Source organism: Streptomyces rhizoryzae (assembly GCF_023155275.1).
Lineage (GTDB): Bacteria > Actinomycetota > Actinomycetes > Streptomycetales > Streptomycetaceae > Streptomyces > Streptomyces rhizoryzae.
Genome location: NZ_JALMUV010000041.1, coordinates 43,375 through 68,916, shown reverse-complemented (window position 1 = coordinate 68,916; position 25,542 = coordinate 43,375). Strand labels below are relative to the sequence as shown.

22 protein-coding genes, 1 tRNA gene, 4 pseudogenes and 1 riboswitch are annotated in these 25,542 nt (G+C 74.9%); of the genes and pseudogenes, 17 read left to right on the top strand and 10 right to left on the bottom strand.

What is annotated here, in order from left to right; genetic code table 11:
• Window positions 1–625 precede the first annotated feature (625 nt).
• From MUU72_RS27270 to MUU72_RS27265, 3 genes and pseudogenes are all read right to left on the bottom strand, one after another.
• On the bottom strand, window positions 626–880 hold the full coding sequence (locus MUU72_RS27270; protein ID WP_248016070.1) for a hypothetical protein: 255 nt from the start codon (window positions 878–880) through the stop codon (window positions 626–628).
• 609 nt (window positions 881–1,489) lie between these two features.
• Window positions 1,490–1,642 (bottom strand): annotated as a pseudogene (locus tag MUU72_RS35710) (IS630 family transposase); the annotation flags it as partial.
• 154 nt (window positions 1,643–1,796) lie between these two features.
• Window positions 1,797–2,390, bottom strand: coding sequence for a lipoprotein (locus MUU72_RS27265; RefSeq protein ID WP_248016069.1), 594 nt, complete (start codon window positions 2,388–2,390; stop codon window positions 1,797–1,799).
• A gap of 192 nt (window positions 2,391–2,582) precedes the next feature.
• Between MUU72_RS27265 and MUU72_RS35935 the strand changes: the two are divergent.
• A pseudogene (locus MUU72_RS35935) lies at window positions 2,583–2,762 on the top strand (IS5-like element IS4811 family transposase); the annotation flags it as partial.
• A gap of 396 nt (window positions 2,763–3,158) precedes the next feature.
• Here the strand turns inward: MUU72_RS35935 and MUU72_RS27260 are convergent.
• Window positions 3,159–5,258 (bottom strand): MDR family MFS transporter, encoded by a 2,100-nt coding sequence (locus MUU72_RS27260; RefSeq protein WP_248016068.1) that lies wholly within the window; start codon window positions 5,256–5,258, stop codon window positions 3,159–3,161.
• Window positions 5,259–5,813: 555 nt separating this feature from the next.
• Between MUU72_RS27260 and MUU72_RS27255 the strand changes: the two genes are divergently transcribed.
• Together MUU72_RS27255 and MUU72_RS27250 are read left to right on the top strand one after the other, a co-directional pair.
• A complete protein-coding gene (locus tag MUU72_RS27255; RefSeq protein ID WP_248016067.1) occupies window positions 5,814–6,557 on the top strand; it encodes a peptidoglycan-binding domain-containing protein in 744 nt (247 codons plus the stop codon).
• Between the two features lie 319 nt (window positions 6,558–6,876).
• Complete coding sequence (locus tag MUU72_RS27250) at window positions 6,877–7,539, top strand: HAD-IA family hydrolase (protein ID WP_248016066.1); 663 nt, start codon at window positions 6,877–6,879, stop codon at window positions 7,537–7,539.
• A 112-nt stretch (window positions 7,540–7,651) separates the two neighbouring features.
• On the opposite strand, the gene MUU72_RS27245 is transcribed toward MUU72_RS27250, so the two are convergent.
• On the bottom strand, window positions 7,652–8,398 hold the full coding sequence (locus MUU72_RS27245; protein WP_248016065.1) for an ABC transporter permease: 747 nt from the start codon (window positions 8,396–8,398) through the stop codon (window positions 7,652–7,654).
• Window positions 8,399–8,579: 181 nt separating this feature from the next.
• Between MUU72_RS27245 and MUU72_RS27240 the strand changes: the two genes are divergently transcribed.
• From MUU72_RS27240 to MUU72_RS27225, 4 genes are all read left to right on the top strand, one after another.
• A complete protein-coding gene (locus MUU72_RS27240) occupies window positions 8,580–9,224 on the top strand; it encodes an HNH endonuclease family protein (protein ID WP_248016064.1) in 645 nt (214 codons plus the stop codon).
• Window positions 9,225–9,373: 149 nt separating this feature from the next.
• Entirely contained in the window at window positions 9,374–11,290 is a 1,917-nt protein-coding gene (locus tag MUU72_RS27235) for an FAD/NAD(P)-binding protein (RefSeq protein ID WP_248016063.1), read from the top strand.
• A 117-nt stretch (window positions 11,291–11,407) separates the two neighbouring features.
• Window positions 11,408–11,872: a DoxX family protein gene (locus tag MUU72_RS27230; RefSeq protein WP_248016062.1), complete on the top strand. Its 465-nt coding sequence runs from the start codon at window positions 11,408–11,410 to the stop codon at window positions 11,870–11,872.
• A 103-nt stretch (window positions 11,873–11,975) separates the two neighbouring features.
• Entirely contained in the window at window positions 11,976–12,614 is a 639-nt protein-coding gene (locus tag MUU72_RS27225) for a DedA family protein (RefSeq protein WP_248016061.1), read from the top strand.
• Between the two features lie 16 nt (window positions 12,615–12,630).
• Here the strand turns inward: MUU72_RS27225 and MUU72_RS27220 are convergent, their stop codons facing one another.
• Window positions 12,631–13,569: a universal stress protein gene (locus tag MUU72_RS27220; protein WP_248016060.1), complete on the bottom strand. Its 939-nt coding sequence runs from the start codon at window positions 13,567–13,569 to the stop codon at window positions 12,631–12,633.
• Between the two features lie 265 nt (window positions 13,570–13,834).
• Here MUU72_RS27220 and MUU72_RS27215 point away from each other — a divergent pair, with 265 nt between their 5' ends.
• Complete coding sequence (locus tag MUU72_RS27215; RefSeq protein ID WP_248016059.1) at window positions 13,835–14,995, top strand: methyltransferase; 1,161 nt, start codon at window positions 13,835–13,837, stop codon at window positions 14,993–14,995.
• A 39-nt stretch (window positions 14,996–15,034) separates the two neighbouring features.
• Here the strand turns inward: MUU72_RS27215 and MUU72_RS27210 are convergent, their stop codons facing one another.
• Window positions 15,035–15,610, bottom strand: coding sequence for a TetR/AcrR family transcriptional regulator (locus tag MUU72_RS27210; protein WP_248016058.1), 576 nt, complete (start codon window positions 15,608–15,610; stop codon window positions 15,035–15,037).
• Between the two features lie 106 nt (window positions 15,611–15,716).
• Between MUU72_RS27210 and MUU72_RS27205 the strand changes: the two genes are divergently transcribed.
• From MUU72_RS27205 to nicT, 3 genes are all read left to right on the top strand, one after another.
• On the top strand, window positions 15,717–16,373 hold the full coding sequence (locus MUU72_RS27205) for a nucleoside/nucleotide kinase family protein (RefSeq protein ID WP_248016057.1): 657 nt from the start codon (window positions 15,717–15,719) through the stop codon (window positions 16,371–16,373).
• Window positions 16,374–16,634: 261 nt separating this feature from the next.
• Window positions 16,635–17,489: an alpha/beta fold hydrolase gene (locus tag MUU72_RS27200; protein ID WP_248016056.1), complete on the top strand. Its 855-nt coding sequence runs from the start codon at window positions 16,635–16,637 to the stop codon at window positions 17,487–17,489.
• A 71-nt stretch (window positions 17,490–17,560) separates the two neighbouring features.
• Window positions 17,561–17,775: riboswitch (cobalamin riboswitch) on the top strand.
• A gap of 31 nt (window positions 17,776–17,806) precedes the next feature.
• On the top strand, window positions 17,807–18,982 hold the full coding sequence (gene nicT / locus MUU72_RS27195) for a Nickel transporter NicT (protein WP_282504738.1): 1,176 nt from the start codon (window positions 17,807–17,809) through the stop codon (window positions 18,980–18,982).
• Window positions 18,983–19,071: 89 nt separating this feature from the next.
• Here the strand turns inward: nicT and MUU72_RS27190 are convergent, their stop codons facing one another.
• A complete protein-coding gene (locus MUU72_RS27190; RefSeq protein ID WP_248016054.1) occupies window positions 19,072–19,572 on the bottom strand; it encodes a VOC family protein in 501 nt (166 codons plus the stop codon).
• 70 nt (window positions 19,573–19,642) lie between these two features.
• Window positions 19,643–20,194: a DoxX family protein gene (locus MUU72_RS27185; RefSeq protein WP_248016053.1), complete on the bottom strand. Its 552-nt coding sequence runs from the start codon at window positions 20,192–20,194 to the stop codon at window positions 19,643–19,645.
• Between the two features lie 248 nt (window positions 20,195–20,442).
• Between MUU72_RS27185 and MUU72_RS27180 the strand changes: the two are divergent.
• Window positions 20,443–20,802: pseudogene (locus MUU72_RS27180) on the top strand (HAD family hydrolase); the annotation flags it as partial.
• Window positions 20,803–20,914: 112 nt separating this feature from the next.
• Here the strand turns inward: MUU72_RS27180 and MUU72_RS27175 are convergent.
• Window positions 20,915–20,986: transfer RNA gene (locus MUU72_RS27175), tRNA-Val, on the bottom strand.
• Between the two features lie 207 nt (window positions 20,987–21,193).
• On the opposite strand from MUU72_RS27175, the gene MUU72_RS27170 reads away from it, so the two are divergent.
• From MUU72_RS27170 to MUU72_RS27150, 5 genes and pseudogenes are all read left to right on the top strand, one after another.
• The gene (locus MUU72_RS27170; protein WP_372503265.1) at window positions 21,194–22,615 is read left to right on the top strand and encodes a coiled-coil domain-containing protein; all 1,422 of its coding nucleotides are present in this window, start codon (window positions 21,194–21,196) and stop codon (window positions 22,613–22,615) included.
• Between the two features lie 123 nt (window positions 22,616–22,738).
• Window positions 22,739–23,542, top strand: a complete 804-nt coding sequence (locus MUU72_RS27165) for a DUF4383 domain-containing protein (RefSeq protein ID WP_248016052.1) — start codon at window positions 22,739–22,741, stop codon at window positions 23,540–23,542.
• A gap of 169 nt (window positions 23,543–23,711) precedes the next feature.
• Entirely contained in the window at window positions 23,712–24,416 is a 705-nt protein-coding gene (locus tag MUU72_RS27160) for a FadR/GntR family transcriptional regulator (protein ID WP_248016051.1), read from the top strand.
• Between the two features lie 230 nt (window positions 24,417–24,646).
• A pseudogene (locus MUU72_RS27155) lies at window positions 24,647–25,228 on the top strand (enolase C-terminal domain-like protein); the annotation flags it as partial.
• A 77-nt stretch (window positions 25,229–25,305) separates the two neighbouring features.
• Window positions 25,306–25,530 carry an FmdB family zinc ribbon protein gene (locus tag MUU72_RS27150; RefSeq protein WP_248016049.1) on the top strand — a complete coding sequence of 75 codons (225 nt, stop codon included), beginning with the start codon at window positions 25,306–25,308 and terminating at the stop codon, window positions 25,528–25,530.
• The last annotated feature ends 12 nt before the right edge of the window (window positions 25,531–25,542 follow it).

The following is a 25,542-nucleotide window of genomic DNA, read 5'->3' as shown; positions in this document are numbered from 1 at the left end:
CGTTCCGCGGGGCGCATGGGGCCGGGAGGCGTGTCTTGACGCGATGGTCAGTGATCCACGACCACTGCCACACCCCACCCTCCTGCGGGCGCGGCTGCTGCATATACAGCGACCACCCCACCCGCTCGTCCACGGAACGGCGGATCTCGGCGAGCGCCGCCTCGTCGTACCGCTGGGGCCACAGCGCGGCCCCCACCGGCCGGCCGAGCGCGTCATCCTCGGACAGGGCGAGAGCGGGCAGGTTGATGACGGTCCAGCGGTCCGCCTCATCGGCAAGGATCCGACCCGCCAGGTCATCGTCATGCCAGCGCGTCTGGATGAGGATGACGGACCCGCCCGGCTCGATCCGGGTGAGCAGGACCGCCTGCCACCGCTCCCACAGCGGGCCCCGCACCAGCCGGTGCGGGGCTCTCTCTGCGTGCGCCGACACGGACCGCCCGCCGCAACGCGCAAGGCTCCCGCACCGTCGAGAGAGGTTCGGAGCTTCAACTCGACGGTGCAGGGGCCTAGTTGACCGACCATCCTGCCGCACCCGGCTACTCGGCTTCGCCCTCGCGGACGGGAGCTTTCCCGAACGCTCAGGAGTCGTGGATCTCGCCTGTCCCGCCGGGACGCCAGGAGAGGGTCAGTTGGCGTAGTAGGGGGTCAGCTCCCAGGAGTTGCCGCCTTCGTCCTCCATGCAGGCGAAGCCCACGATCGTCCCATGGGCCTGAAGGGCGTTGCCCCAGTTGGTGCAGTCCTGGAGGGATCCCTTGCCCGGGATGTCCGCGCCCTGCCGCACCGACGCCTGAGCCATGCCGGTGGCAATGCCGGAGAACGCCAGGACGCTGGCACCGACGATTGCAGCCTTCTTGAGGTTCTTGCGCATTCTTCGCTCCAATTCCCTTTGTGGGCACGTGCGCCGAAGGGGCACATGGCCGCTGAGCAGGGGCCACGAGCTACCACGCGACCCGCCTCGCGCCCGGTGCGGTCACGTTTCCGCGACCGCACAACACACTGGTGTGCTACGGGGGTTACCCGAGGCATCTGCAGTTGATCACACCGGAACCCTCCTGCCCCAGGAGTCACAAGGGCTTGTTACACACCCCTGACAAGCTGCGGAAGAACAACGCCGCAGGCCCGGGGCCGTGGTACCGGAGCCGGGGCACGCGCACGCTCCCGTGCTCGCGGAGGGGATGGCGGGGCACATTTCCTCGTGCCCCGCCATCCCCTCCGCGAGCGCCACGCCCTCCCGCATTCACGGCGCTGTTTCTCGGATCTCCCTCTGCGAGTGGGGTGTTGGGGGCAAGCTGACTGCATGGGACGTGGAGATCTGACGAACGCGGAGCGGAAGCAGCTGGAGCCGGAAAGTTCGTCGGCTGGGCGGGCGAGTCGGCAGGCCGCACACGCCTGTACCTGACGCGCCTGACGCGCTTCATCTGGTGGTCGAAGACGAGTCCGGCCACAGAATTGGTCCATCGCGTCCGTTTCGAGGCTGTCGAGGCACGGGAGCGGCGAACAGGTGCCGGGCCCCGTGCGGGCGGGTGTAGGTCGCCCGCCGGCGGGGCCTCGGCTCCCGTTGGGGGTCCTTGTGCTTCCCGCCACGCTCGGCCCCCTGCCGCCCGGGGTGGGGCATCAGGTTGGGCGGGCCGAACTCGTCCAGCAGAACACCGCATCGTACTCGTTCTGCCACCCGGACAGCCTGGCGATACCGCGCCGCCCGGACCAGCACCGAACGGCGCGTCACATCACAGAGCGCAAAGGCCCTCTGATGCGGCACCAGGTCCGGATTTCCCACCGAAGGCAGGCTGTAGAGGTCACGAGGCAACGCGCATGGAGGACTTCAGCCGGTCGTACACCTGGCGGGTGCGTTCCTTGCCACCGGGGTCGTTGCTCTTCACCTCTACCACGATGGTGCCCTTTGGTGCCACCACCGCGAGCTTCCGGACCCAGAAGTTGGGAATATCGGCTGGCGGGTCGATTCGGTAGTCCATTTCCGCTGCCGGCTGTTCGGCGACCGTCGCTGTCTCGTTGATGTGCTCGTCGTGCGTGTACTCGCCATGGCTGGATATGTGCTCGCCGTCGTGGCCGCCCAGCACCTCGCGAGGGTTGTTTCCCTTGAGGTCGTCGACGTCGACGGTGAGCTCCACCATTGCCTTCCCCACCCCCAGATCGAGCTTGCAGGCATGGGAGAAGTGGAACCACGTCTTCGTGCCCGAGTCGATCGATTCAAGCGGCCTCGCCTTCCAGGGCCCGCCCACCTCGAACGTCACCGGCAACTTGCACGCCGAACGGGCACCGCCCATCGACGCGACGCGCTCGCCCTCGTCCCGGGCACATCCCAGGGCTGCCCCGGCCAGCAGCGCAACACCCAGCAGCCCCGCGGTCCGTCGTCGTATGTGGCTCGGCACCCGGATCCCCCCTCCCCCTGGTTCCGTCGAACGTTAGCCGACTTCCGCAAAACGACTCAACGTATGCAGGAGAGGCCGGGCGGCCGGAACGTCGGTGAGCCTCAGGTATACGGAGAAGGCCCACCACGCCACCAGGGCTACTGTCCGGGTGGGAACGATCGACGGATACGTGATCGCGACAAGCCCAAGGAAAGCCGCCCCAAGGACAGCTCCGGACTCGTCGGTCCACCCCGTCGCCGGGGCGTCGAGAGATTTTTGTGGCTGCATCATGCACGCCCGCCAACATGCCCGCGACTACGAACGGCCCGTCCAGCACTCCGAAACCCTGATCACTGGGCCTCCATCACGTTGATGCCCCGCCGCATTGCCCGCGGCATAAAGCACCCAGAGGGTTAGATCACAACCCTTTCTTCAGCGACCATTACTGCCACTGAATTCATATCGATGAAAGCCAACTTGATCACGGACTTCTCCTTTTCGTGCTCGTGAGGCGTCCATGCCTGACGGATCAGCAGCCGAATCGCAGGAGCTGGAGCATCTTGTCGATGGCAGCACAGGCACAGGTCTCCCAGGTCATCACAGAGCGTCGCAACTCCATGATCGCCAGGTCCTCAGACGTGTGAACTGGTGGCGCCAGGCGAAGGGTCGATCGACGACCCACCTGGTCCTGCGGGCGAGGAGGGAGCAGCGGAGCGACACGATCCCACAGAAGAGGGGCGGGCGGGCCGTCGGCGGGCGGGGGCCGCTGGGCCCGCTTCGGCGGCAGCTCTACGGTGTGCGGTCCGGCGGGCGGGGCCGTTGGGGCGCGGAGGCGGTGCTGCGCGCCGGGGTTCGCGGGACCGGGCGGCGGGCGTCGCCGTCGCCCGGTTCCTCGGCGTCCGAGCCGGACAGTTCCGCGGTCAGTTCCCGGACGAGTTCGGTGAGGTCGGTGGGGCGGTCCTCGGTCCACCAGTCGCCCAGCAGTTCCGCCAGCGAGTCCTGGCGGGCCGCCGCGAGCCGTTCGGCGGCTTCCCGGCCGCGGTCGGTGAGCCGCAGCTCCAGTCCGTCGCGCGCCGCCAGCCCGCGTTCCTCGATCTGCCGGACGCCCTCGGCGACCACCCCGAGCGGCACCCGGGTGCGTTCGGCGAGCAGCGCGGGTTCCACCGAGCCGCAGCGGTGGATGCGCAGCACCAGCCAGCCGGCGGCCGGTTTGAGGTCCAGGCCGGCGCGCGCGGTGATCTTCTCGTAGATGTCCTTGCGGCCCGCCGCGCTGCCCAGTTTGGACAGCGCCCGGGCGACCTCCTCCCGGGAGGAGCGCTGGACGGGGTTGGTGCAGAGCACCTCGGTGGTGTCCGGGGCGGTGACGCTGGCGCGCAGCGGCTCCTCCTTGAGGAACCACGCCAGGACGAAGGCGGCCAGCACGACCGGGACCGCGTAGAGGAAGACGTCGGTGATGGAGGCCGAGTAGGCGCCGAGGACCCCGGCGGCCTGGGCGGGCGGGAGCTGGCCGACCGACCGCGGGTCCTGGGCGAGGCGCGCCGGGGAGACGCCGGGCGGGAGCGGCTGCCCGGCCAGCGCGGTGGCGATCCGCGGGCCGAGCCGGCTCGCGAAGAGCGTGCCGAAGATCGAGACGCCGAAGGAGGCGCCGATGGAGCGGAAGAAGGTGGCGCCGGAGGTCGCCACGCCCAGGTCCCGGTAGGGCACCGCGTTCTGCACGATGAGCACCAGCACCTGCATGACCAGGCCGAGCCCGAAGCCGAAGACGAAGAAGTAGGTGCTCATCAGCACGACGCCGCTGGACGGGTCCAGCTGGTGCAGGAGCAGCAGGCCGAGGGTGGTCACGGCGGTGCCGGCGAGGGGGAAGACCTTGTAGTGGCCGGTGCGCGAGACGATCTGCCCGGAGGCGGTGGAGGACAGCAGCATGCCGAGCACCATCGGCAGCATGTGCACCCCGGACATGGTCGGTGAGACCCGCTGCACGACCTGGAGGAAGGTCGGCAGGTACGTCATCGAGCCGAACATCGCGAAGCCGATCACGAAGCCGATGACCGCGCAGAGGGTGAAGGTGCGGGAGCGGAACAGCCGCAGCGGGATGACCGGTTCCGCGGCCCGCCGCTCGACGAGGACGAACGCGCCGAGCAGCACCGCCCCGAGACCGGCCAGCAGCGCGGTCTGCCAGGAGGCCCACGGGTAGCTGACGCCGCCGAGCGAGGTCATCAGGACCAGGCAGGCGGCGACCGCGGCGATCAGGGCGGTGCCCAGGTAGTCGATGCGGTGCCGGGTGCGGCGGGCGGGGATGTGCAGTGCGGTGGCGATGACGGCGAGCGCGACCGCGCCGATGGGGACGTTGATGTAGAAGACCCAGCGCCAGCTGAGGTGGTCCACGAACAGCCCGCCGAGCAGCGGCCCCAGCACGCTGGTGCCGCCGAACACGGCGCCGAACAGCCCCTGGTAGCGGCCGCGGTCGCGGGGCGGCACGATGTCCCCGACGATCGCCATCGACAGCACGATCAGGCCGCCGCCGCCCAGCCCCTGGAGCGCCCGGAAGCCGATCAGTTCGCCCATGTTCTGTGCGAGGCCGCAGAGCACCGAGCCGATCAGGAAGAGCACGATGGCGGCCTGGAAGAGCTTCTTGCGGCCGTACTGGTCGCCCAGCTTGCCCCACAGGGGTGTCGCGGCCGTGGACGCCAGCAGGTAGGCGGTGACCACCCAGGAGAGGTGGGACAGGCCGCCGAGGTCGCTGACGATGGTGGGCAGCGCGGTGGCGACGATGGTCTGGTCGAGTGCGGCGATCAGCAAGCCGAGCAGCAGCGCGCCGATCGCGACGAGGACCGTCCGCCGGGACCGGTCCTCGCCGGGGACGGCGGGAGCGCTGGTGTCCTGCGCCATGGGCGTGGTCTCCCTCGTGTCCGGCTCGTCCTCCCCGGCCCGTGCGGGCCTTCTCTCCATCCTGGGCGGTTCCGTCCGATATGGCCCGCCGAGCGGGTGGGTACCGGTGGGCGGTACCGGGAAACGGGGCCGGAAACGGAGCCGGGCGGATGTCGTGGAGCGCCTGCGGGCCGACGGCCGCGTTCTGCATAATCGGCCCCCCCGGTGCGCGCCTCCAGGGAGGGGACCCTCGTGACCGCAGCAGCCACCTGCCCGCACTGCCTGGCCCCGGCCCGCGGGGACGGCCGCCCCTCGTGCCTGTGCGCGGCGGCCGAGGCCGCGGACTTCGACCCGCTGCGGGTCCGGCCGTACGTCTCGCTGCCGGACCGGGCGGACTCCGGGGACGAGGTGGACGGCGGGGGCGGCGCGGACGGCGGCGGGGGGCCGGCGGACGGGAGCGGGGGCGGCGGCGGTCCGCTGTACGGGCCCGGCGGCGACGGTCGGGTATACGGGTCGGGCGGTCCGGCGGAGCCGGTCGGGGCGGACACCGCCTTGTTACCCCGGGTGCGCCGCCCCGTGGGCCCGGCGTCCCGGACCGTCAGCTCCGCCGAGCCGTGGCCGGCGGCGGACGGCCCGCCCCCCGGGGCCGCGCCCCTCGCCCCCGATGGCGGGCCCCGCTCCCCCGGTGACGGGCCCGGCTCCCCCGGTGTCGGGCCCGGCTCCCCCGGTCCCTTACGGCGCCGGCGGGTCCGGTCCGCCGTCCTGGCCGCGGGCGGGGCCGCCGCCGTCGCCGCGGTGGCCGTCCTCGCCACCGGGGCGCTCCCCGACGGCGGCCGGGACCGCGCCGCCCCGCCGGACGGCGGCTCGCCCGCCCCCACCGCGCCCCTGGCCACCACCGCCGGGCCGAGCCCCTCCGCCCCGGTCACCGACCGCCCCGCGCCCGCCACCTCGCGCTCCCGCACCCCGCGCGGCACCGCCCCCGGCCACCCGTACCGGGCGCCGGTCCCCGCCCCGCCTCCCCCCTCGCCCGTCCGGGCCTCCGGCAGCGTCGCGGCGCCCTCGCACGGCACCAGCCCCAGCGCACCGCCCAGCGGGCCGGTCGTGCTCCGCGAGGGGTCCAGCGGCCCGGAGGTCGCGGAACTCCAGGGGCGGCTGCGGCAGCTGGCGCTCTACCCGGGCACCGCGGACGGCCGCTACGACCCGGCGGTACGCGACGCGGTCGCCCGCTACCAGCGGCTGTACGGAGTGCAGGGCGATCCGGAGGGGGTGTACGGGCCGGCCACCCGCGCCTCCCTGGAGGCCCGGACACGGGAGCCGTGACGGGGGCGTGCGACGTCCGACGTCCGGCGGGGCGCGTCCGACGTCCGACGGGGCGTCCGACGTCCGACGGGGCGTCCGATGCCGGAAAGGGCGGGCACATACCGGGTGAACCGGCGGAAATCCCCGCCGTCGGCGAAAACCGTGACGCATGCCATGCCGGTGCGGGGCCGGGGACGGTTGTCGCTGCCCCGGCCGTTTTGTATCGTGAAAAAACAAAGTGGTTCCGCCCGCACTCCCTGACCGGCGGGCGGGACCGCTTGATCTCTCCCCGACCGTCCTGACAGCGCCGCTGCCAGCCCCCGCGCCCAGGAGTCCGCCGATGCCGGCCACCACCACGCTCATAGCCCGCGCCCTGCTGCTGGACATGGACTCCACGATCGTGAACTCCGAAGCCGTCGTGGAGCGCTGCTGGCGGCGCTGGGCGGCCGAGCAGGGGCTCCCGGCGGAGGACGTCCTGAAGGTCGTCCACGGGCGGCAGGGCTGGGCCACGATGGCGGAGCTGCTGCCGGACCGCCCGATGGAGCGCAATCACGAGGACAACCGGCGGATCCTGGCCGAGGAGACCGCCGACACCGAGGGCGTGGTGCCGGTGCCCGGCGCGCCCGCCTTCATGGCCGCGCTCGCCCGGCTGCCGCACGCCCTGGTCACCTCCGCGGACACCGCGCTGGCCGCGGCCCGGATGGGGGCGGCGGGCCTGCCGATGCCGCCGGTGCGGATCACCGCGGAGTCGGTGAGCGCCAGCAAGCCGGACCCGGAGGGCTTCCTCAAGGGCGCGGCCGAGCTGGGGTTCGCCCCCGAGGACTGCGTGGTCTTCGAGGACTCCGAGGCGGGCATCCAGGCCGGCCGGGCGGCCGGCATGCGGGTCGTCGGGGTCGGCGAGCGGGCCGCCCGCTTCGCGCCCACCGTCCACGTCCGCGACCTGACCCAGGTGCGCGTCGAGGCGCTGGTGGACGGCGGGATCGCGGTCCGCGTCGACGGCTGAGCCCGGCGCCCGGCACCTCGTCAGCGGCGGCGCCCGGCCACTCGGCGGCCATCAGCGACCGAGCCCGGCCCGTCCCTCCCCGCACCGAGCGCCCGGCCGCGGGCGGGTCGCGTCACCGGCCGGCCGGTTCCCGGTGGAGCAGTCCGCGGGCGACCAGTTCCAGGACCACCGCACAGGCCGTCGCCTGCACCGCCAGCAGCGCGATCAGGACGAACAGCTGCACCGCACCGGCCTGCACGGGCGACGCGCCGCCCAGCAGCATGCCGACGAACGCGCCCGGCAGGGTGACCAGCCCCACCGTGCGGGTCTGGTCAAGTCCGGGCAGCAGCGCGTCGGACGCGGCCGGCCGGGCCACCTCCATCCGCGCGTCCCGGTCCGGCAGCCCCAGCGCCAGCCCGGCCTCGAACTCCCCGCGGCGCGCGTGCAGTTCGTCCAGCGCCCGGCGGCCGGCCAGGACGGTGGCGGTCAGCGCGCCGCCGATGAGGATGCCGGTGACCGGGATCAGGGTGAGGCCGCGCGGCGGCACCAGCCCCGTCAGCAGCAGCACCCCGACGACCGGCAGGACCCCCGCGGCGATCGGCAGCCCCGCCCACCACCAGGTGCGGTTGCGGGTGATCCGGCGGCCCGCGGTGCGGACCGCGACCGCGTACATCAGCACCAGGAAGCACAGCAGCCAGGGCAGCGCGTGCACGACCCAGCCGATGAGGTAGGAGACGGCGGCGAGTTGGGCCGCCGCGCGCAGCCCGGCGAGGGCGATCGCGCGGCCGTGGCCGAGGTGGGCCAGCGCGGCCACGGCCACGGCGGCGACCAGCAGGACGGCGAGGACGATCCCGAGCACGGGGGTGACCGGCAGCAGCACGCGCCCACTGTAGGCGGGCGGCGGCCGCGGACCCGCGCGGGCCGGCCGACTTCCCCCGTACCCCTTGAAGTGACGTGAACATGTCGCCAGGCTGTAACCCGGCGCCCATGCACCGGCCACCCCACACCGCCAGCATGGCCCCGCCCGCATGCCAACTTCCCCCCACAGCCAGGGAGTTCCGATGCCACTGGGCTACGCGCGTCGCGTGTCCACCGCCGCGGCCACCACCGCCGCTCTGACCTGCGCGCTCCTCCTCAACGGCCAGACCGCCCAGGCCGCCCCGCCCGCCCCGCCGGACGCGGCCACCGCCCGGAGCTACCTCGCCGCCCTCAAGGAGCAGCCCGAGGGCCCCCAGGACGGCTACAGCCGCGACAAGTTCCCGCACTGGACCGACCAGGGGAACAACTGCAACACCCGCGAGGTGGTGCTCAAGCGCGACGGTACGAACGTCCAGCAGGACGGCAGCTGCGCGGCGGTGAGCGGCACCTGGGCCTCCGCCTACGACGGGGCGACCTGGACCAAGGCGTCCGACGTGGACATCGACCACGTCGTCCCGCTGTCCGAGGCGTGGAAGTCCGGTGCCGCGCAGTGGACCACCGCGCACCGCCAGGAGTTCGCCAACGACCTCACGCACTCCCAGCTGATCGCCGTCACCGACAGCGTCAACCAGGCCAAGGGCGACAAGGACCCGGCGGAGTGGCTGCCACCGAAGGCGTCGTACCACTGTATGTACGCCCGGATGTGGGTGGGCGTGAAGCACACCTACGCGCTCACCGCGGACCAGGCGGAGAAGGCGGCGCTGAAGAAGATCCTCGACGGCTGCTGAGCCGGTCCCGGGCGGCCCCCGGCCGACCCGGGTGCGGGTCCGGCGCGCCGGACGGTGATGATGGGGCGCACCTTTGCCGTCGTCCGCCCCTTCGACGGCCGGCGCGCCCTCCCGCGCGCCGGCCGTCCGCCGCCCCAGGGAGAGCCGCCTTGGCCGCCGCCCACCCCGCCGACCGCCCCGGCCGCCCGGCCGCCGCCCTCGCCGTCGTCGGCGCCGGACCGCGCGGGACGAGCGTCCTGGAGCGGCTCTGCGCCTCGGCCGCCGGCCTCGCCCCGGGCACCCGCCTGACCGTGCACGTCATCGACCCCGCGCCGCCCGGCGCCGGCCAGGTGTGGCGCCCCGACCAGCCCGGGGTGCTGCTGATGAACACCGTGGCGTCGCAGGTCACCCTGTTCACCGACGCCAGCGTGGCCTGCGCGGGCCCGGTGCGGCCGGGCCCGAGCCTGTACGAGTGGGACGGCTGCGACGTGGGCCCGGACGACTATCCGGGGCGCGCACTGTACGGCCGCTATCTGGAGTGGGTGTTCCGGCGCACCGTGCGGACCGCACCGGAGGGCGTCGCGGTCGTGGTGCACCGGGCCCGCGCGGTGCGCCTGGCCGAGGCCGCCGACGGCACCCAGGCGCTCACCCTGGACAACGGGCACACGCTGGCCGGCCTGGGCGCGGTGGTACTGGCCCAGGGCCACCTGCCCACCCGCCCGGACGCCGCGCAGCGCCGGCTGGCCGCCTACGCCGCCGCCCACGGCCTGCACTACCTGCCGCCCGCCAACCCCGCGGACCTGACCGCCGAGCTGGCCGCCCTGCCGCCGGGCCGCCCGGTGCTGCTGCGCGGCCTCGGACTGAACTTCTTCGACCACCTGGCGCTGCTGACCGCGGGCCGCGGCGGCCGGTTCACGCGGGGGCCGGGCGGCGCCCTGGTCTACCGGCCGTCCGGCCGCGAGCCCCGGCTCTACGCGGGCTCCCGGCGCGGCGTCCCGTACCACGCACGCGGCGACAACGCCAAGGGCGCGCACGGCCGCCACCTCCCGCTGCTGCTCACCGCGGACGTGATCGCGGCGTTCCGCAAGCGCGCGGACGCCGGGGAGCCGCCGGACTTCCGCGCCGAGGTCTGGCCCCTGGTGGCCAAGGAGGTGGAGGCGGTCTACTACGAGGCGCTGCTGGCCGCCCGCGGCACACCGGACGGCGCGGCCCGGGACCGCTTCCGGGAGCGCTTCCTGGCCTGCGCGCACCGGGGACCCGAGGAGGCCGCCGCCCTGGACGCGTTCGGGGTGGCGCCCGGTGACCGCTGGGACTGGGAGCGGCTCGCCCGGCCGTACCCGCGGGAGCCGTTCGCCGGCCCGGCGGCGTTCCACGGCTGGCTGCTGGACCACCTGCGGGCCGATCTGGCGCACGCCCGGCAGGGCAACGTCGCGGGCCCGGTCAAGGCGGCCCTGGACGTGCTGCGGGACCTGCGCAACGAGCTGCGGCAGATCGTCGACCACGGCGGGCTGACCGGCGCCTCCCGCCGCGACCACCTGGACCGCTGGTACACCCCGCTGAACGCCTTCCTGTCCATCGGCCCGCCGCGCCGCCGGATCGCGGAGATGGCGGCGCTCATCGAGGCGGGGGTGCTGGAGGTGCTCGGCCCCCGTACGGAGATACGGACCGGCGGTGCGGACGGCGGCGCGCCCGGTTTCACGGCGCACTCCCCGGCCGTCCCGGGGTCGCAGGTCACCGCGCCGGCCCTGATAGAGGCCCGGCTGCCGGAGCCGGACCTGCGGCGCACCGGGGACCCGCTGCTGGCCCGCCTGCTGGCGGACGGCGGCTGCCGGCCGCACACCGTGGACGGCTACCGGACCGGCGGCCTGGACGTGTCGCCGAGCCCGTACCACGTCCTCGGGGCCGACGGGCGGCCGCATCCGCGGCGGTTCGCGGTCGGGGTGCCGACGGAGGGGGTGCACTGGGTGACCGCCGCGGGCGCGCGGCCGGGCGTGGGATCGGTCACGCTGGCCGACACCGACGCGGTGGCGCGGGCGGCGCTGCGGGCCGCGGGCGCGCCCCCACCCCCTATTGGTCCGGACCAATAAGGACCCTATTCCAAATGTTGAACTTGCAAGTATTGGTTAGGGGGTCCTAATCTACGACTCTCCGGCGGCTGCGCCGTCCCCCGCGTTCCGCTCGTCCGGACCGACCAAGGAGACCCCATGTCCGCTCCCCTGAGCTCCTTCACCCAGAAATCCACGCCGCACGCCCTGGCGCTCTTCCGCATCGTCACCGGCCTGCTCTTCGCCTGCCACGGCGCGGCCTCGCTCTTCGGCGTCCTGGGCGGCGCGATGGGCACCGGCCACGCCGTCCCGGCCGGCAGCTGGCCCGGCTGGTACGCGGCGGTCATCCAGCTGGCCGGCGGCCTCCTGGTGCTCCTGGGCCTGGGCACCCGCGCCGCGGCGTTCATCAGCTCCGGCTCGATGGCCTACGCCTACTTCACGATGCACCAGCCGCACGCGCTGTGGCCGCTCCAGAACGGCGGCGAGGCGGCCGCCATGTTCTGCTGGGCCTTCCTGCTGATCGTCTTCACCGGCCCCGGCGCCTGGGCGCTGGACCGGCTCTTCTTCGGCACCCAGGAGCAGCGCCCGGCGCCCCTGGCCGAGCGCGAGCCCAGCGCCGCCTGACCGGCACGCCGCGGCCCCGGACCAGGCGTACGCTGTATGGCTGTAGTGCCGCCCCTGCCGCACCGAGCGACGTCGCGGCGGGGTCCGGACCGGGAGCAAGACGTTGGTGGAAAGCCTGGGGTCGCTGAGCGGCACCCCGTGGGTCTATGTGGTCGTCGGCCTCTCGGTCGTCCTCGACGTCTTCCTGCCCATCCTGCCCAGCGGCGTCCTGGTGGTCACCGCGGCCACCACGGCCGCCGGCTCCGGCACCGCCGCCGACGTCGCCTCCTCCGTCCGCGCCGGGAACCACTTCGCGCAGATGGCCGCCCTGGTCCTGTGCGCGGCCACCGCCTCGGTCCTCGGCGACCTGGTCGCCTACCGGCTGGCCCGGCGCGGCGGCGACCGCTTCGACCGCGCCATCGGCCGCTCCCGGCGGCTGTCCGCCGCCCAGCAGCGGCTGGGCGCGGCGCTCACCCGGGGCGGCGGCGGCCTGGTCGTGCTGGCCCGCTTCGCGCCGGCCGGGCGCTCGGTGGTCAGCCTGGGCGCCGGGGTCGCCCACCGGACCGTGCGCGAGTTCCTGCCGTGGTCGGCGCTGGCCGGCCTGGTCTGGGCCGCGTACAGCGTGAGCCTGGGCTACTTCGGCGGCCACTGGCTCGGCACGTCCTGGGTGAGCACCGCCCTCTCCGTACTGGCGCTCTTCGCCGCGGGCTCGGCCGCCGCCTACGTCGTCCGGCGCCCGGCCCGGGAGACCGCCGGGAGCTGACCGCCGCCCGCCGCCGTCAGGCCGCCGGGGCGATCCCGGAGCCGCCGGCCGCCCCGGCCGCGCCGCCGGCGTCCTCCTCCGCGGTCGCCGGGACCACCGCGACCGGGCAGACCGCGTGCAGCAGCACGGCGTGCGCCACCGACCCCAGCCGCGGGCCGACCGGCAGCCGCCGCCGGTGCCGGGCCACCACCACCAGATCGCTCTCCTCGGAGGCCGCCACCAGCTGGCCCGCGGCGTCCTCGCCACGCAGCCGGACCGCCACCTCCACGCCCGGGTACCGGTCCCGGTGGGGCGCGAGCACGTCCGCCAGCCGGAGACCGAGCGCCTCCTCGTACTCCTCCTGCGTGGACTCGTACACCGCCGCGTACTCGAAGGCGGGCGGCAGCAGCATCGGCCAGGTGTAGCCGGAGACCACGGTCAGCCGGGCGCCCCGGCGCGCGGCCTCGGCGAACGCGAACCCCACCCCGGCCGGCTCGTCGGCGCCCGCGTCCACCCCGAGGGTCACCTGCCGCTCCGGTGGCGCCACCGCCTCGCCGTCCGGGCCGCGCCGGGTGCCGGCCCGGTCCGGGCGCGGCACCACCACGACCGGGCAGGCGGACCGGGCCGCGCAGGCCAGCCCGTTGGAGCCGAGCAGCAGGCTGGCGAAGCCGCCGCGGCCCCGGGAACCCAGGACGAGCAGCTGTCCCTCGTCCCCGAGGGCGGGCAGCTGGGCGTCGGCCATGCCGTCCAGCCCGCGGAGCTCCACGTCCGGCAGGTCCGCGAGGTACGGCCGGTCCTTCAGGGCCGCCAGCACGGCGTCCCCGGCCGCCCGCTCCCGCTCCCCGCCGCCGTGCGGCCAGACGTGCACCACCCACAGCGGCGCCGAGCGCGCCCGGGCCGCGCCGGCCGCCCAGCGCACCGCCCGCTCGCTGTCCGGGGACCCGTCCACACCGACGATGACCGGCAAGGTGTCCATCTCCGCCTCCGCTCCGTACCGAGTGGCTCCGCCTACGACTGCGTACGCCCGCGTACCCCCGGGTGCGGCCCGGTATGGCCCGTGCCGGGCGGCTCTCTCCACCCTGCCCCTCGCACCGGGGGCGGAGACCGGGCCGAAGGGCCCGCCCCCGCAACGGAGTAGAGTCGGACGTCCACCACCCGGCCCCCGCCCGCAACGGGTCGCGGCGCCGCCCCGGCGCCCCCGGAGGGCGCGGGCCCGAACCACTCACACGAGGCACACTGCGGTGAACCACCCCCCGGTCGTCGAATGGACCGAGGACGATCAGGTCCTCACCGCCCGCTGGCGCTCGGAGAACGGCGCCCGGCCGCCCCGGCGGATCGTCGTCGCGGACGACCGCACCCGGGCCGCCGACGCCTACCGGCTGGCCTGCGAGGGCACCGCGCTGCTGTGGCGCGGCGACTACCACAACGCCCGCCAGCTGCTCTCGGCGCTGGCCCGGCGGGTCGACCGGCGCCCGCGCCGGACCCCGCCCGCCGACCCCACCCAGGCGTTCCACCTGCACCGCGCCGCCCAGAACCAGCGCGCCCGCATCCTGGGCATGGTGCTGGTCCCGCTGGACGCCGACCTCGCCGTCCGGCTGCCGCGCGCCCCCGACGTCCGCGAGGCGTGCGCCCGCGCCTACGGCCCGCCGGAGCCCGCCCCGCAGGGCTCCGCCCAGGACACCGCGTCCCTGGTCTCCCTGCGCGAACTCCTCGGCCTGATCGGGGCCGACGAGTGGCGCCGCAAGGGCGTGGAGATCCCCGCGCTCGGCGGCGACCGCATCCACCCGCACTACGGCGTCTTCTCCCCGGCGCGCGGCGAGTACGTCGACCTGGTGGCGAAGGCCCCGCTGCCCGCCCTGGACCTGGCGTTCGACATCGGCACCGGCACCGGGGTGCTGGCATCGGTGCTGGCCCGCCGCGGCGTCCGCCGGATCGTGGCCACCGACCAGGACCCGCGGGCGCTGGCCTGCGCCCGGGAGAACACCGCGCGGCTGGGCGTCGCGGACCGGGTGGAGGTGGTCGCGGCCGACCTCTTCCCGGCCGGCCGGGCCCCGCTGGTGGTCTGCAATCCCCCCTGGGTGCCCGCCAAACCGACCTCCCCGGTGGAGCACGCGGTCTACGACCCGGGCAACCGCATGCTGCACGGCTTCCTGTCCGGTCTGGCCGGCCATCTGGCCCCGGGCGGCGAGGGCTGGCTGATCCTGTCCGACCTGGCCGAGCACCTCGGTCTGCGGCCCCGCGCGGAGCTCCTCGACGCCTTCGCCCGGGGCGGCCTGACCGTCCTCGGCCGGCTCGACATCGCGCCCCGCCACCCCCGCGCCCGCGACACCGCCGACCCGCTGCACGCGGCCCGCGCCGCCGAGGTCACGTCCCTGTGGCGGCTGGGCGCGGCGGCGGACTGAGCGATCGGGGGTGAACGGGCCGGGCGGGCCGCGGCCGCGTCAGGGCCGCAGCCCCGCGCACACCGTGCGGACGTAGCGGCGCCAGTCCCCGGCGCCGGTGCGGATCACCGCCGCCAGTCCGCACACCGCCATCACCAGGTCCGCCACCTCGGCGTCGGCCCGGACCGAGCCCTCGTCCTTACCGCGGGCCAGCAGCCGGCCGGCGACCTCCTCGGCGCCCGCCCGGCCCCGGCCGGCCGGCTCGGTGGACCCGAACGCCGCCTCCAGGGCCGCGGACAGCCCGCGCTCGGCGCTGAGCACCTCGCCGATGTGGGTGAGGTAGGCCACCAGCCCCTCCGCGGCGGTCGCACAGCCCAGGCAGCGGCTGCGCCCGAACGCGACGATCTCCTCCTGCCGTTGCTCCCCCACCGCGGCGATCAGCGCGGCCCGGCTGGGGAAGTGGCGGTAGACCGTGCCGATCCCGACCCCCGCCGCCCGGGCGATCTCGGGCATCTGCGCCTCGTCGCCGCGCTCCCGGAAGACCTGCCGCGCGGCGTCCAGCACCCGGCCGCGGTTGCGTTCGGCGTCGGCGCGCGGACGGCGCTGCGGGGCGGAGGCAGGCGAGGGAGGGGGCACCCCGCCGATGCTACTGGCCGCACACCGGGCGGAATCGGGCGCCGGCCCGCCGGCCTCCCGGGTACCCGGGCCGCCCCCCGCGCCCATCAGGCACGATGGTCCCATCATGAACCTCGACGACCTCGTCGCCCGCGCCCGCCGGCTCGCCGCCTCCGCGACGCCCGGCCGGCGGCGGCTGCTCGGGATAGCCGGCCCGCCGGGCGCCGGCAAGTCCACCCTCGCCGCCCGGCTCGCGGCGGAGCTGACCGGCCAGGCCGTGCTCGTCCCGATGGACGGCTTCCACCTCGCCGCGGCGGAGCTGCGCCGGCTGGACCGGGCGGACCGCAAGGGCGCCCCGGACACCTTCGACGCCGCCGGGTACGCGGCCCTGCTGGCCCGCCTGCGCACCCCGGAACCGGGCACGCCCGTCTACGCCCCGGCCTTCGACCGCCGGATCGAGGACCCGGTCGCCGGCAGCATCCCGGTGGCGCCGCACATCCCGCTCGTCCTCACCGAGGGCAACTACCTCCTGCTGCACTCCGACCCCTGGACGCCGATCCGCGAACTGCTCGACGAAGCCTGGTACGTGGAGCTGGACCCGGCCGAGCGGGTGCGGCGGCTGATCGCCCGGCACGAGCGGTTCGGGCGCCCGCGCACCGACGCGGAGGAATTCGTCCGCACCTCCGACGAGGCCAACGCCCGCCTGGTGGCGGCCACCCGGGCCCGGGCCGACCTCGTCGTCTCCTTCGACGACGGCGAGGCCCCGCCCCCACTGCCCGGCTGACCCGCCGGGGACCGCCCGCCGAGCCCTCGGGGAACGCCACCGGACCGGAACACCGTCCAACAGGCCGGGCGCCGCGGCGTACCGGACCGGACCGGACCGGACCGGACCGGCGAGAATGTCCGGCACCGCACGCGCGCCTCGCACGTTCCTCCCGGGGGACGCGGCGTCCCGCCCGAGCGGGCGGCCGCCGCACCGGACGCCGCACCGGCGCCCGCCCCGCCGACCGCCCGCCCGCCCGCCCCGCACAGAACGGCCCGCAGAATGACGCACGACTTCCACGCCTGGTCCGAGATCGACAACGGCACCGTGCCGGTCGAGGACGGCGAGCTGTTCTACGAGACGGCCGGGCCCGGGTCGGGGCCCGCGGTGGTGCTGCTGCACGGCGGGATGCTCGACCAGCACATGTGGGACGAGCAGTTCGCCTGGCTGGTCAACTCCGGCCTGCGGGTGATCCGTTACGACTCCCGGGGCCACGGCCTGTCCTCCACCGTCACCGGCGACTGGGCCAACCACGACGACCTGGCGGCCCTGCTGGACGCGTTGGACGTGCCGCGCGCCGCGCTCGTCGGCCTCTCCCACGGCGCCCGGGTCGCGCTGGACACCGCGCTGGCCCACCCGGAGCGGGTCGCCGCCCTCTTCCTGGCCTCCCCCGGCATCAGCGGCCGGGCCTTCACCGACCCGTTCGTCCTGGGGCACATCCGCGAGCAGGTCGCCGCGATCGGCGAACCGGACGGCGCGGAGCGCTATGTGGAGCACTTCCTGCGGCTGTGGGTGGACGGGCCGCACCGCGCGCCGTCCGCCGTGCACCCCGGCTTCCGCGAGCGGATGCGCGCCTGCGCGGCCGCCAACGTCGAGGTGCACGCCGACGGGGCGGGCGCCGGTATACCGCTGGAGGTCGGCGCCTTCGACCGCCTCGGCGAGATCCGGGTGCCGACCACCGTCCTCGACGGCGACCTGGACGCCGCCGACATCTCCGCGAACGCCCACGCCATAGCCCTGGCGGTGCCCGGCGCCCGGCGGATCCGCGTCCCGGCCGCCGGCCACATGGTCAATCTGGAGAACACCCCGCTCTTCGACGGGGAGTTGCACGCCTTCCTGGCGTCTCTGGCGCTCTGACCCGGCGCCGCCCGGCCGGGCCGCCGCCCCCGGTCCCGGACGGCGGCATGGCCCGTTCTCGCCGGTGCCCGCTAGAGTGACCGGGCCGTGGTGTTCGGGAAGACCGGTGCAGGACCTCGTGTCCCAGGCCGGCGCGGCCCTCGCCACTGTGATCGGGGAGTTTCCGTCCCTCTTCCGTCCGCGCGCCCGCGCGGGCGGAGGCCACTGACCGCAGCCTGCGGCCGGGAAGGCGGGGCGGACGCGTGCACCCGTAAGCCAGGAGACCGGCCACGGCATCTCACGAAATCATCCACGAGGTGCTGGAGCGTGATGGCCGGATGGCCCTGTCCACCGATACCCCGGACAATTCCCCTTCTCCCCGCAACACCCCCTTCCCCGGCATACCCGGCTCCACCGGGTCGTTCCGGTGGCAACGCCGCGATACGGTCCGCACCGCGGGCCTGATGTCCGTGATCGCCGCCCTGCACGCCGTCGCCTTCGGCGTGCTGTTCCTGCTGGTCGTGCCGGGCCACTACACCGTCGGCAGCCAGGTCTACGGCGCCGGCCTCGGCATCACCGCGTACACCCTGGGCATGCGGCACGCCTTCGACGCCGACCACATCGCGGCGATCGACAACACCACCCGCAAGCTGATGGCCGACGGCAAACGGCCGGTCTCGGTGGGCTTCTGGTTCGCGCTCGGCCACTCCAGCGTGGTCTTCGCACTGGCCGCGCTGGTGGCCGGCGGCACCCGGCTCGCCGGCACCCTGCTCAACGACGACTCCCGCACCCACCAGGTCCTGGGCACCGTCGGCACCACCGTCTCGGGCACCTTCCTCTACCTCATCGCGGCCCTCAACCTCGTCGCGCTCGCCGGGATCTGGCGGGTCTTCCGGGGGATGCGCGGCGGCCGGTACGACGAGGCGGAACTGGAGCAGCGGCTGGAGTCGCGCGGCTTCATGAACCGCTTCCTGGGCCGGTTCACCCGGTCCATAAGCCGCCCCGGCCAGATGTTCCCGCTCGGGTTCGTCTTCGGCCTGGGCTTCGACACCGCGACCGAGGTGACGCTGATGGTGATGGCGGGCAGCGGCGCCGCGGCGGGCCTGCCCTGGTACGCGATCCTGTGCCTGCCGCTGCTGTTCGCCGCCGGGATGAGCCTGTTCGACACCCTGGACGGCACGTTCATGAACTTCGCGTACCAGTGGGCGTTCTCCAACCCGGTGCGCAAGGTCTACTACAACCTCACCATCACCGGCCTGTCGATCGCCGTCGCGTTCTTCATCGGCACCATCGAGCTGGTGACCGTGCTGCACGACAAGCTCGGCCTCACCGACCCGGTGACCGAGGGCATCTCCTCCCTCGACCTCGACAACGCGGGCTTCGTCATCGTCGGCCTGTTCGTCGTGGTGTGGGCGGCGGCGCTGGCGTACTGGCGCCTGGGCGGCGTGGAGAAGCGCTGGGCCGCCCGGACCCGCCCGGCCGCCGGCGACCCCGTCCCCCCGACCGGCCCCTGACGCCCGGGCCCGTTCCACCGCCCCGCGGCCGGGCCGGAGGGCGGGCGCGGTCCTCGGCGACCACGCCCGCCCTCCCCCGCTTCCCCGCCTCAGGTGGCCGAGCCGGCCGCCGCGCCCGTCAGCAGGTCCGGGCCCCAGCGCTCCAGCGCCGCCGGCAGGTCGAGCGGCCGGAGCCGGTCCGCCACGTCCGGCCCCGGCCAGTCCTCGCGCGGCACCCGCCACATCACCTCGAACTCGTTCCCGTCCGGGTCCCGGGCGTAGACCGACTTCGAGACCAGGTGGTCGGTGGCGCCCACCAGCGCGTCCCGCTCCCGCAGCCGCGCCTCCACCGCCGCCAGATCGCCCAGCGAGCCGACCTCCCAGGCCAGGTGGTACAGCCCGATCCGGCCGCGCTCCGGCCCGGGCGCGCCCGCGCCCACCGCGAACAGCCCCAGATCGTGGTCGTTGTGCGACCCGGGCGCGCTGAGGAACGCCGCCCGCCCCGGGATCTCGACATCGACCGTGAACCCCAGCACCTCGGTGTAGAACGCCACCGACCGGGCCACCTCCCGGATGTACAGCACCGCGTGATTGAGCCGCCGTACGGACATCAACCCTCCGTTCTTCCTTCTTCTCGTTCCCCGTCTCGTTCCCCGCCCGGCTCCCGGACGGAACGCTCCTTCAGCGGCGCAGCACCAGAAGCACCACCAGCCCCGCCGCCACCCCCAGCACCACCGCCGCCACCCCGTGGACGAGCCGGTGGGCGCGCAGCCCCGGCAGGAAGCGGTCGAGGGACCAGCGCCCGGGCCCGGTCAGCGCCAGCGCACCGGCCGCGGCGAGCAGCACCACCTCGTACTCCACGCCCTGCGGCGCGAAGAAACCGCCGCCCCAGCGCAGCCCCAGCGCGTTGACCATCACGCCGATCACGCCCGCGGCGGCGAGCGGCGTCAGCAGCCCGAGGGCCAGTCCGAGCCCGCCGACCGTCTCGGTCAGACCGGCGAGCAGCGCCATCGGCCGGCCGGCCGGATAGCCGTTCGCCGCGAAGTACTGCCCGGTGGGCCCCAGCCCGGGCCCGCCGAACCAGCCGAACAGCTTCTGGACACCGTGCGCCGCCATGGTCAGCCCGACGACCAGCCGCAGCAGGAGCAGCCCGGCGTCCACACCTCGAAGACCGGGGGCGTACCGCACCGCACCACCGGTGCGGCCGGCCCCGGACGTGCGGGACGTAGTCATGATCCGTGCTCTTTCCCGGCGCCCACCGCACACCGGCCCGGCCCACCGCGACCCGACCGCACCCGCGGTAATTACGCCCAGAGAATTTACTTGAAACTTCAAGTCAGTACCTACGATACACATCCCCGCGCAAACACCAAAGGCCCCCGATCGGGAGCCGCCTCAGGGCCACACGTGGCCGCCATGGGACGGAACGCACGCCCGAGCACCGCCAATGGCCGGGGGAAGCCCCACCGTAGGCTGACCGCATGATCCGTGCAGTGGCATTCGACGTCGGCGAAACCCTCATCAGCGACGACCGCGGGTGGGGCGCGTGGGCCGACTGGCTCGGCGTCAACCGGCACACGCTGTCGGCTCTGGTCGGTGCGGTGGTTGCGCAAGGCCGGGACAACGCGGACGCTCTGCGGCTCGTTCGGCCGGGCATCGACATCGAGGCCGAGCGCGCCGCGATGGAGCGGGCCGGCCACGGGGAGCTGCTGGAGGAGTCGGATCTCTACCCCGATGTGCGGCCGGCTCTCGCGGCGCTGCGGGGAGCAGGCGTCCGCGTGGTCGTGGCGGGCAACCAGACGGCCCGCGCCGGTGAGCTGCCGCGCGTCCTCGCTCTGCCACGATTCGGCGGCCCGCACAGCCCTTCGGGCAGGCGGTCCCCGTAGTCTTCGATCACGAAAACGGCCCCCTGCTCGGATAAGCAAGGGGCCGCCGACCTCACGGTCGCGTACGTGGGCACAGACGGATTTGAACCGCCGACATCTGCTTTGTAAGAGCAGCGCTCTACCGCTGAGCTATGCGCCCTGGGCCGAGCCGACAGACTACCTTGCCCTGGGGCCGGGACTGCAAACCCGTGGCCGAGGGGCGGACGGGGGCGGGCGGGGGCGGAAAGGGGACGTGGCGGGCGGAGGCGACCGGGTGGGCGGGGCGTGAACTTACCGGTCGGGATGTTCGTTTGGACGGGTGGGAGAATGTCAGCCTGCCCTGGGGCGATCCGATCGGGAGAGGGATGTGACGGCGACACACACGCAGCCGCAGCCGCGGCCGTCCGGGCGGCGGGACCGCCGTCGCGGCCGCCGGGGCGGGGTCCGCCGGGCGGCCGGTGAGGTCCTGGGTCTGGCCCTGCTGCCGTTGCCGCTGCTGGCGGCGGTGGCGCCGATGGCGTTCACCGGGGGCGGGACCCGCCGGTGGTTCGGCGGGCGCGCGGAGAGCCAGCGGGCCGAGGCGCAGGCCGCCAAGGACGCCGCCGCCGCGGCCTTCTACGACCTGGACACCGCCCACCGGGACCTGCGGATCTCGGTGGAGACGATCACCGCCGTGGACGACTCCGCGCGGGCGCGGCAGGCCGCGGTGGAGTACGAGAGCTTCGGGCAGCGGATCGACCGGGTCAGCCAGGGGTACATCACCGCCGTCGACTCCCACGACCTGGACCGGGACGAGATCGACGGCGCGGCGCTGGCGCGGGCGCGGGCCGATCTGACCCGGGCCCGGGAGGAGCTGGAGCGGGTCCGCGGGGAGCTGGACTGGTTCGCGCAGAGCCTGGCGCCGCTGCTCGACAACGCCGAGACGCAGCTGGCCCGGGTCGCCCCGGCCGTGGAGCGGGCCCGGCAGGCGCTGCTCGGGGCCAGCAACGCGCTGGACGCCGTCCGGGGCCAGGGCCTGCGAGCCGATGACCTCGCGGCTCGGCTGGCAGCGCTCGGCCCGGAGCTGACCAAACTCAACGAGGGCGCCGGGCAGCACGGCGTACCGGCCACCCTCCGGCGGGCGGAGGAGGTGCAGCGGCAGGCCGGGGCGATCCGGTCGGAGGCCGAGCGGCTGCCGCAGACCGCGGCGGAGATCGACAAGCGGCTGGTGTCACTGCGCACCCGCGCGGAGGCGATCACCACCCGCGCCCAGCAGGTCGCCCCGGTCCTCAGCGAGCTGCGCCGGCGGTACAGCGCGGCCTGCTGGCAGGACCTCCAGCACGTGCCGGAGCGGGCGGCCGCGTCGGTGGAGCAGGCCCGCGGGGCGCTCCAGGAGGCCGGACAGGCGCGGGCCGAGCAGCGCTGGGCGGACGCCACCGCCAAGCTGGCCACCGTACGGGCGCTGCTCAACACCACCGACGAGGCGGTGTCGGCGGCCGGCGACCGGCTGCGCCGGCTGGACGCGGTGGCGGCGGACCGGCAGCAGGAGGTCGAACGCACCCGCTTCGCGGTCCGGGACGCCCAGCGGCTGGCGATGGCCGGCCGCAGCACGCCGGATCCGCGACATGCCGGGCCGCTGGACGAGGCGGTGGCGCGGCTGGACCGCGCGGTCGCCGGGCTGGCGGGGCGGCACCCGGACTGGTGGCACTTCCTGACCGAGACGGAAGCGGTCCGGGAGACCGCGGCCCGGGTCGTCCAGGAGATCCGCGACGAACGCGGCGGCGCGGGCCCGGCGGCGGGCGGAGGCTGAGGGGCCGGAGCCCGCCCTTCCGCCCGCGATGGCACGAACCGGCGCCCTGTCGGATGCTGGAGTCTGGAGCGAGTACGGAGCGCGTACGCCCCCGGCGGCTCCTCTGCGCGAAGGAGGCCGAAGATGGCAACCGGTGCGACTGGCCACGTCCTGCACAAGCCCGCCAACCCCCTCCGCAAGGCCAAGCGGCGCCGCACCCAGATCAACGAGCACCTGCCCGTCGACCACCGGCTGAGCCGGGTCTACCGCATCGGGGCCGGGCTGATGGGGCTGGTGCTGGTCGCCTTCGGCATCCTCGGGCTGACCGACAACATCGGCTTCTTCGACACCGGCGGCGCGACGGTGGCCGGGCTGAACACCAACGGTTCGCTGAGCGTGATCTCGATCGTCGTCGGCGCGCTGCTCTTCGCCGGGATGGTGCTCGGCGGTAACTTCGCCTCCACCCTCAACATCGTGCTCGGCGGACTCTTCCTGCTCAGCGGGTTCGTGAACCTGGGGCTGCTCCAGACCGACGCCAACTTCCTCGCCTTCAAGATCCAGAACGTGCTGTTCAGCTTCGTGGTGGGGCTGCTGCTGCTGGTCTTCGGGATGTACGGGCGGGTCAGCGGCGGGCTGCCGCACGACAACCCGTACTGGCGGACGCGGCACCCGGAGGAGGCCGCGCGGTTCGACAGCGGGGAGCTGCACCCGGTGTCCGGGATGACCGCCGGGCGGCAGTCGGCCCGGGCGAAGATGCAGGGCGCCTGGCACGGCGGGCTCGGCTCGCTCGGCCCCGGCACCAGCCACACCGGCCCGCACCACTATGCAGGGGCGCACGCCGAGACCACCGGCGCGCCCGGTGCGGAGCGGGCCGGTAAGGAAGGCGTGCCGGGCGCCGGCCCGCGGCCCGGTGCGTCGCCGCCGGCCGGCAGCCCCGAGGAGCTGTGAGGCGGGGCCCGGCGGCGGCCGGGGCATGAGGCCGGGCCCGGCGGCGGCCCGGACGTGACCCGGGGGGCCGGGCGGCGCACCCGGCGGGCCGGACCGCACCGAGGCGGTCCGGCCGCCTCCGGGCCCCGCGGCCGGGCCGGAGCCGGGATACGGGCAAGTGGGAGCGACCATGGGGCAGTTGGGGAACCCCGCCTCGCACGCGGGCGGCGGACCGTACGGCGCGGCCGTCGAGGTGCTCGCCAAGCGGATCTTCGAGGGCCGCTACGGCGAGGGCGACGTGCTGGGCATGCCGGAGCTGATGGCGGAACTCGACGTCAGCCAGACCGTGCTGCGCGAGGCCGTGAAGGTCCTCACCACCAAGGGCCTGCTCGCCACCCGGCAGAACCACGGCACCTACGTCCGGCCCCGCGAGGACTGGAACCTCCTCGACTCCGACGTGCTGCGCTGGAAGCTGGCGGCCGGCGCCTCCTCCGACTTCTACGCCGATGTGCTCGAACTCCGGCGCTCCATCGAACCGGCGGCGGCCGCGCTGGCCGCGGAGCGCCGCACCGACGACGACCTCGAAGCGATCGGCGCCGCGCTCGGCGCGATGTCCGCCACCGAGGACGACCCGGTGCTGCTCATCCGCGCCGACGCCTCCTTCCACACCGCGGTGCTGCTCGCCTCCAACAACCGCTTCTACGCGCAGATGCACCGGGTGATCGTGCCGGTGATCATCCAGCGCGGCCGCGAGGTGTACGCCTCGGGCGGCGCCTTCGAGCATCCGCACGCGATCCACGCGGCGGTGGCCGAGGCCGTACGGGACCGGGATCTGGACGGGGCGTACATGGCGATGCTGGAGCTGCTGGACAAGTCGGCGCGCGAGCACCCCTAGCCAGGGGGTGCCCGCAAAGTCGCGTCTGCCGTCCGGCGCGCGGAACAGGCCCGGGGCGGGTAGACGGAGGGGTGGACACCCCTCTCCGGAAGGACGGTCCCCGCGCCATGACGCCCTCGACGAAGATCAGCCGGATCGAGACCTTCCTCGCCCCGCCCCGCCGGCTGTTCGTCCGTGTGGAGACCGACGAGGGCGTGGTGGGCTGGGGCGAGCCGGTGGTCGAGGGGCGGGCCGAGCCCGTCCGGGCGGCCGTGCCGCTGCTGGCGGACTGTGCGCCGCTGTTCGCCGAGGAGCCGGTGCTCCCGAGCACGCCCCACGCCCTCCCCCTTCTCGTCGCCGCGTCCACCATTCCCCTCGCATTGGGTGAATGCCTCAGCACCCGCCGTGAGTTCCCGGCTCCGCTGCGCGCCGGCGTCGCGGTGGTGCAGCCCGACGTCTCACACGCCGGCGGCATCTCCGAGCTGCGCCGGATCGCCGCGCTGGCGGAGACCTACGGCGCCCTGCTCGCCCCACACTGCCCGCTCGGTCCGGTCGCGCTGGCCGCCAGCCTCCAAGTGGTCTTCACCACCCCGAACTTCCTCATCCAGGAGCAGTCGCCGGGCCCGCACCACCACCGCGGCGCCGAACTCCTGGACTACGTCGCCGACCCCGCGCCGTTCCTCTTCGACCGCGGCGCGCTGCTGCGCACCGACCGCCCGGGGCTCGGGGTGGACGTGGACGAGGCGGCCGTGCGGGCCGCGGACGCGGCGGGCGGCCACACCTGGCGCAACCCGGTCCGGCGGTACGACGACGGCGCGTTCGCCGAATGGTGAGGCGGACCGCGCAAGAGGGCCGAACATGCCCCGGCCGCTCGTACGCCCCGCGGCGCGCCCCCGGTTAGCCTGTGGCCATGCCCCGTTACGAGTACCGGTGCCGCCCCTGCGGGACCACCTTCGAGCTGAACCGGCCGATGGCCGAGTCGTCCGCCCCGGCCGTCTGCCCCGAGGGCCACGAGGACACCGTCAAGCTGCTGTCCACCGTCGCCGTCGGCGGGACCGCGTCCGGCCCCGGCCCGTCCGCGGCCCCGCGCGGCGGCGGGGGCGGCGGCTGCTGCGGAGGCGGCTGCTGCGGCTGACCCGACCGGCCC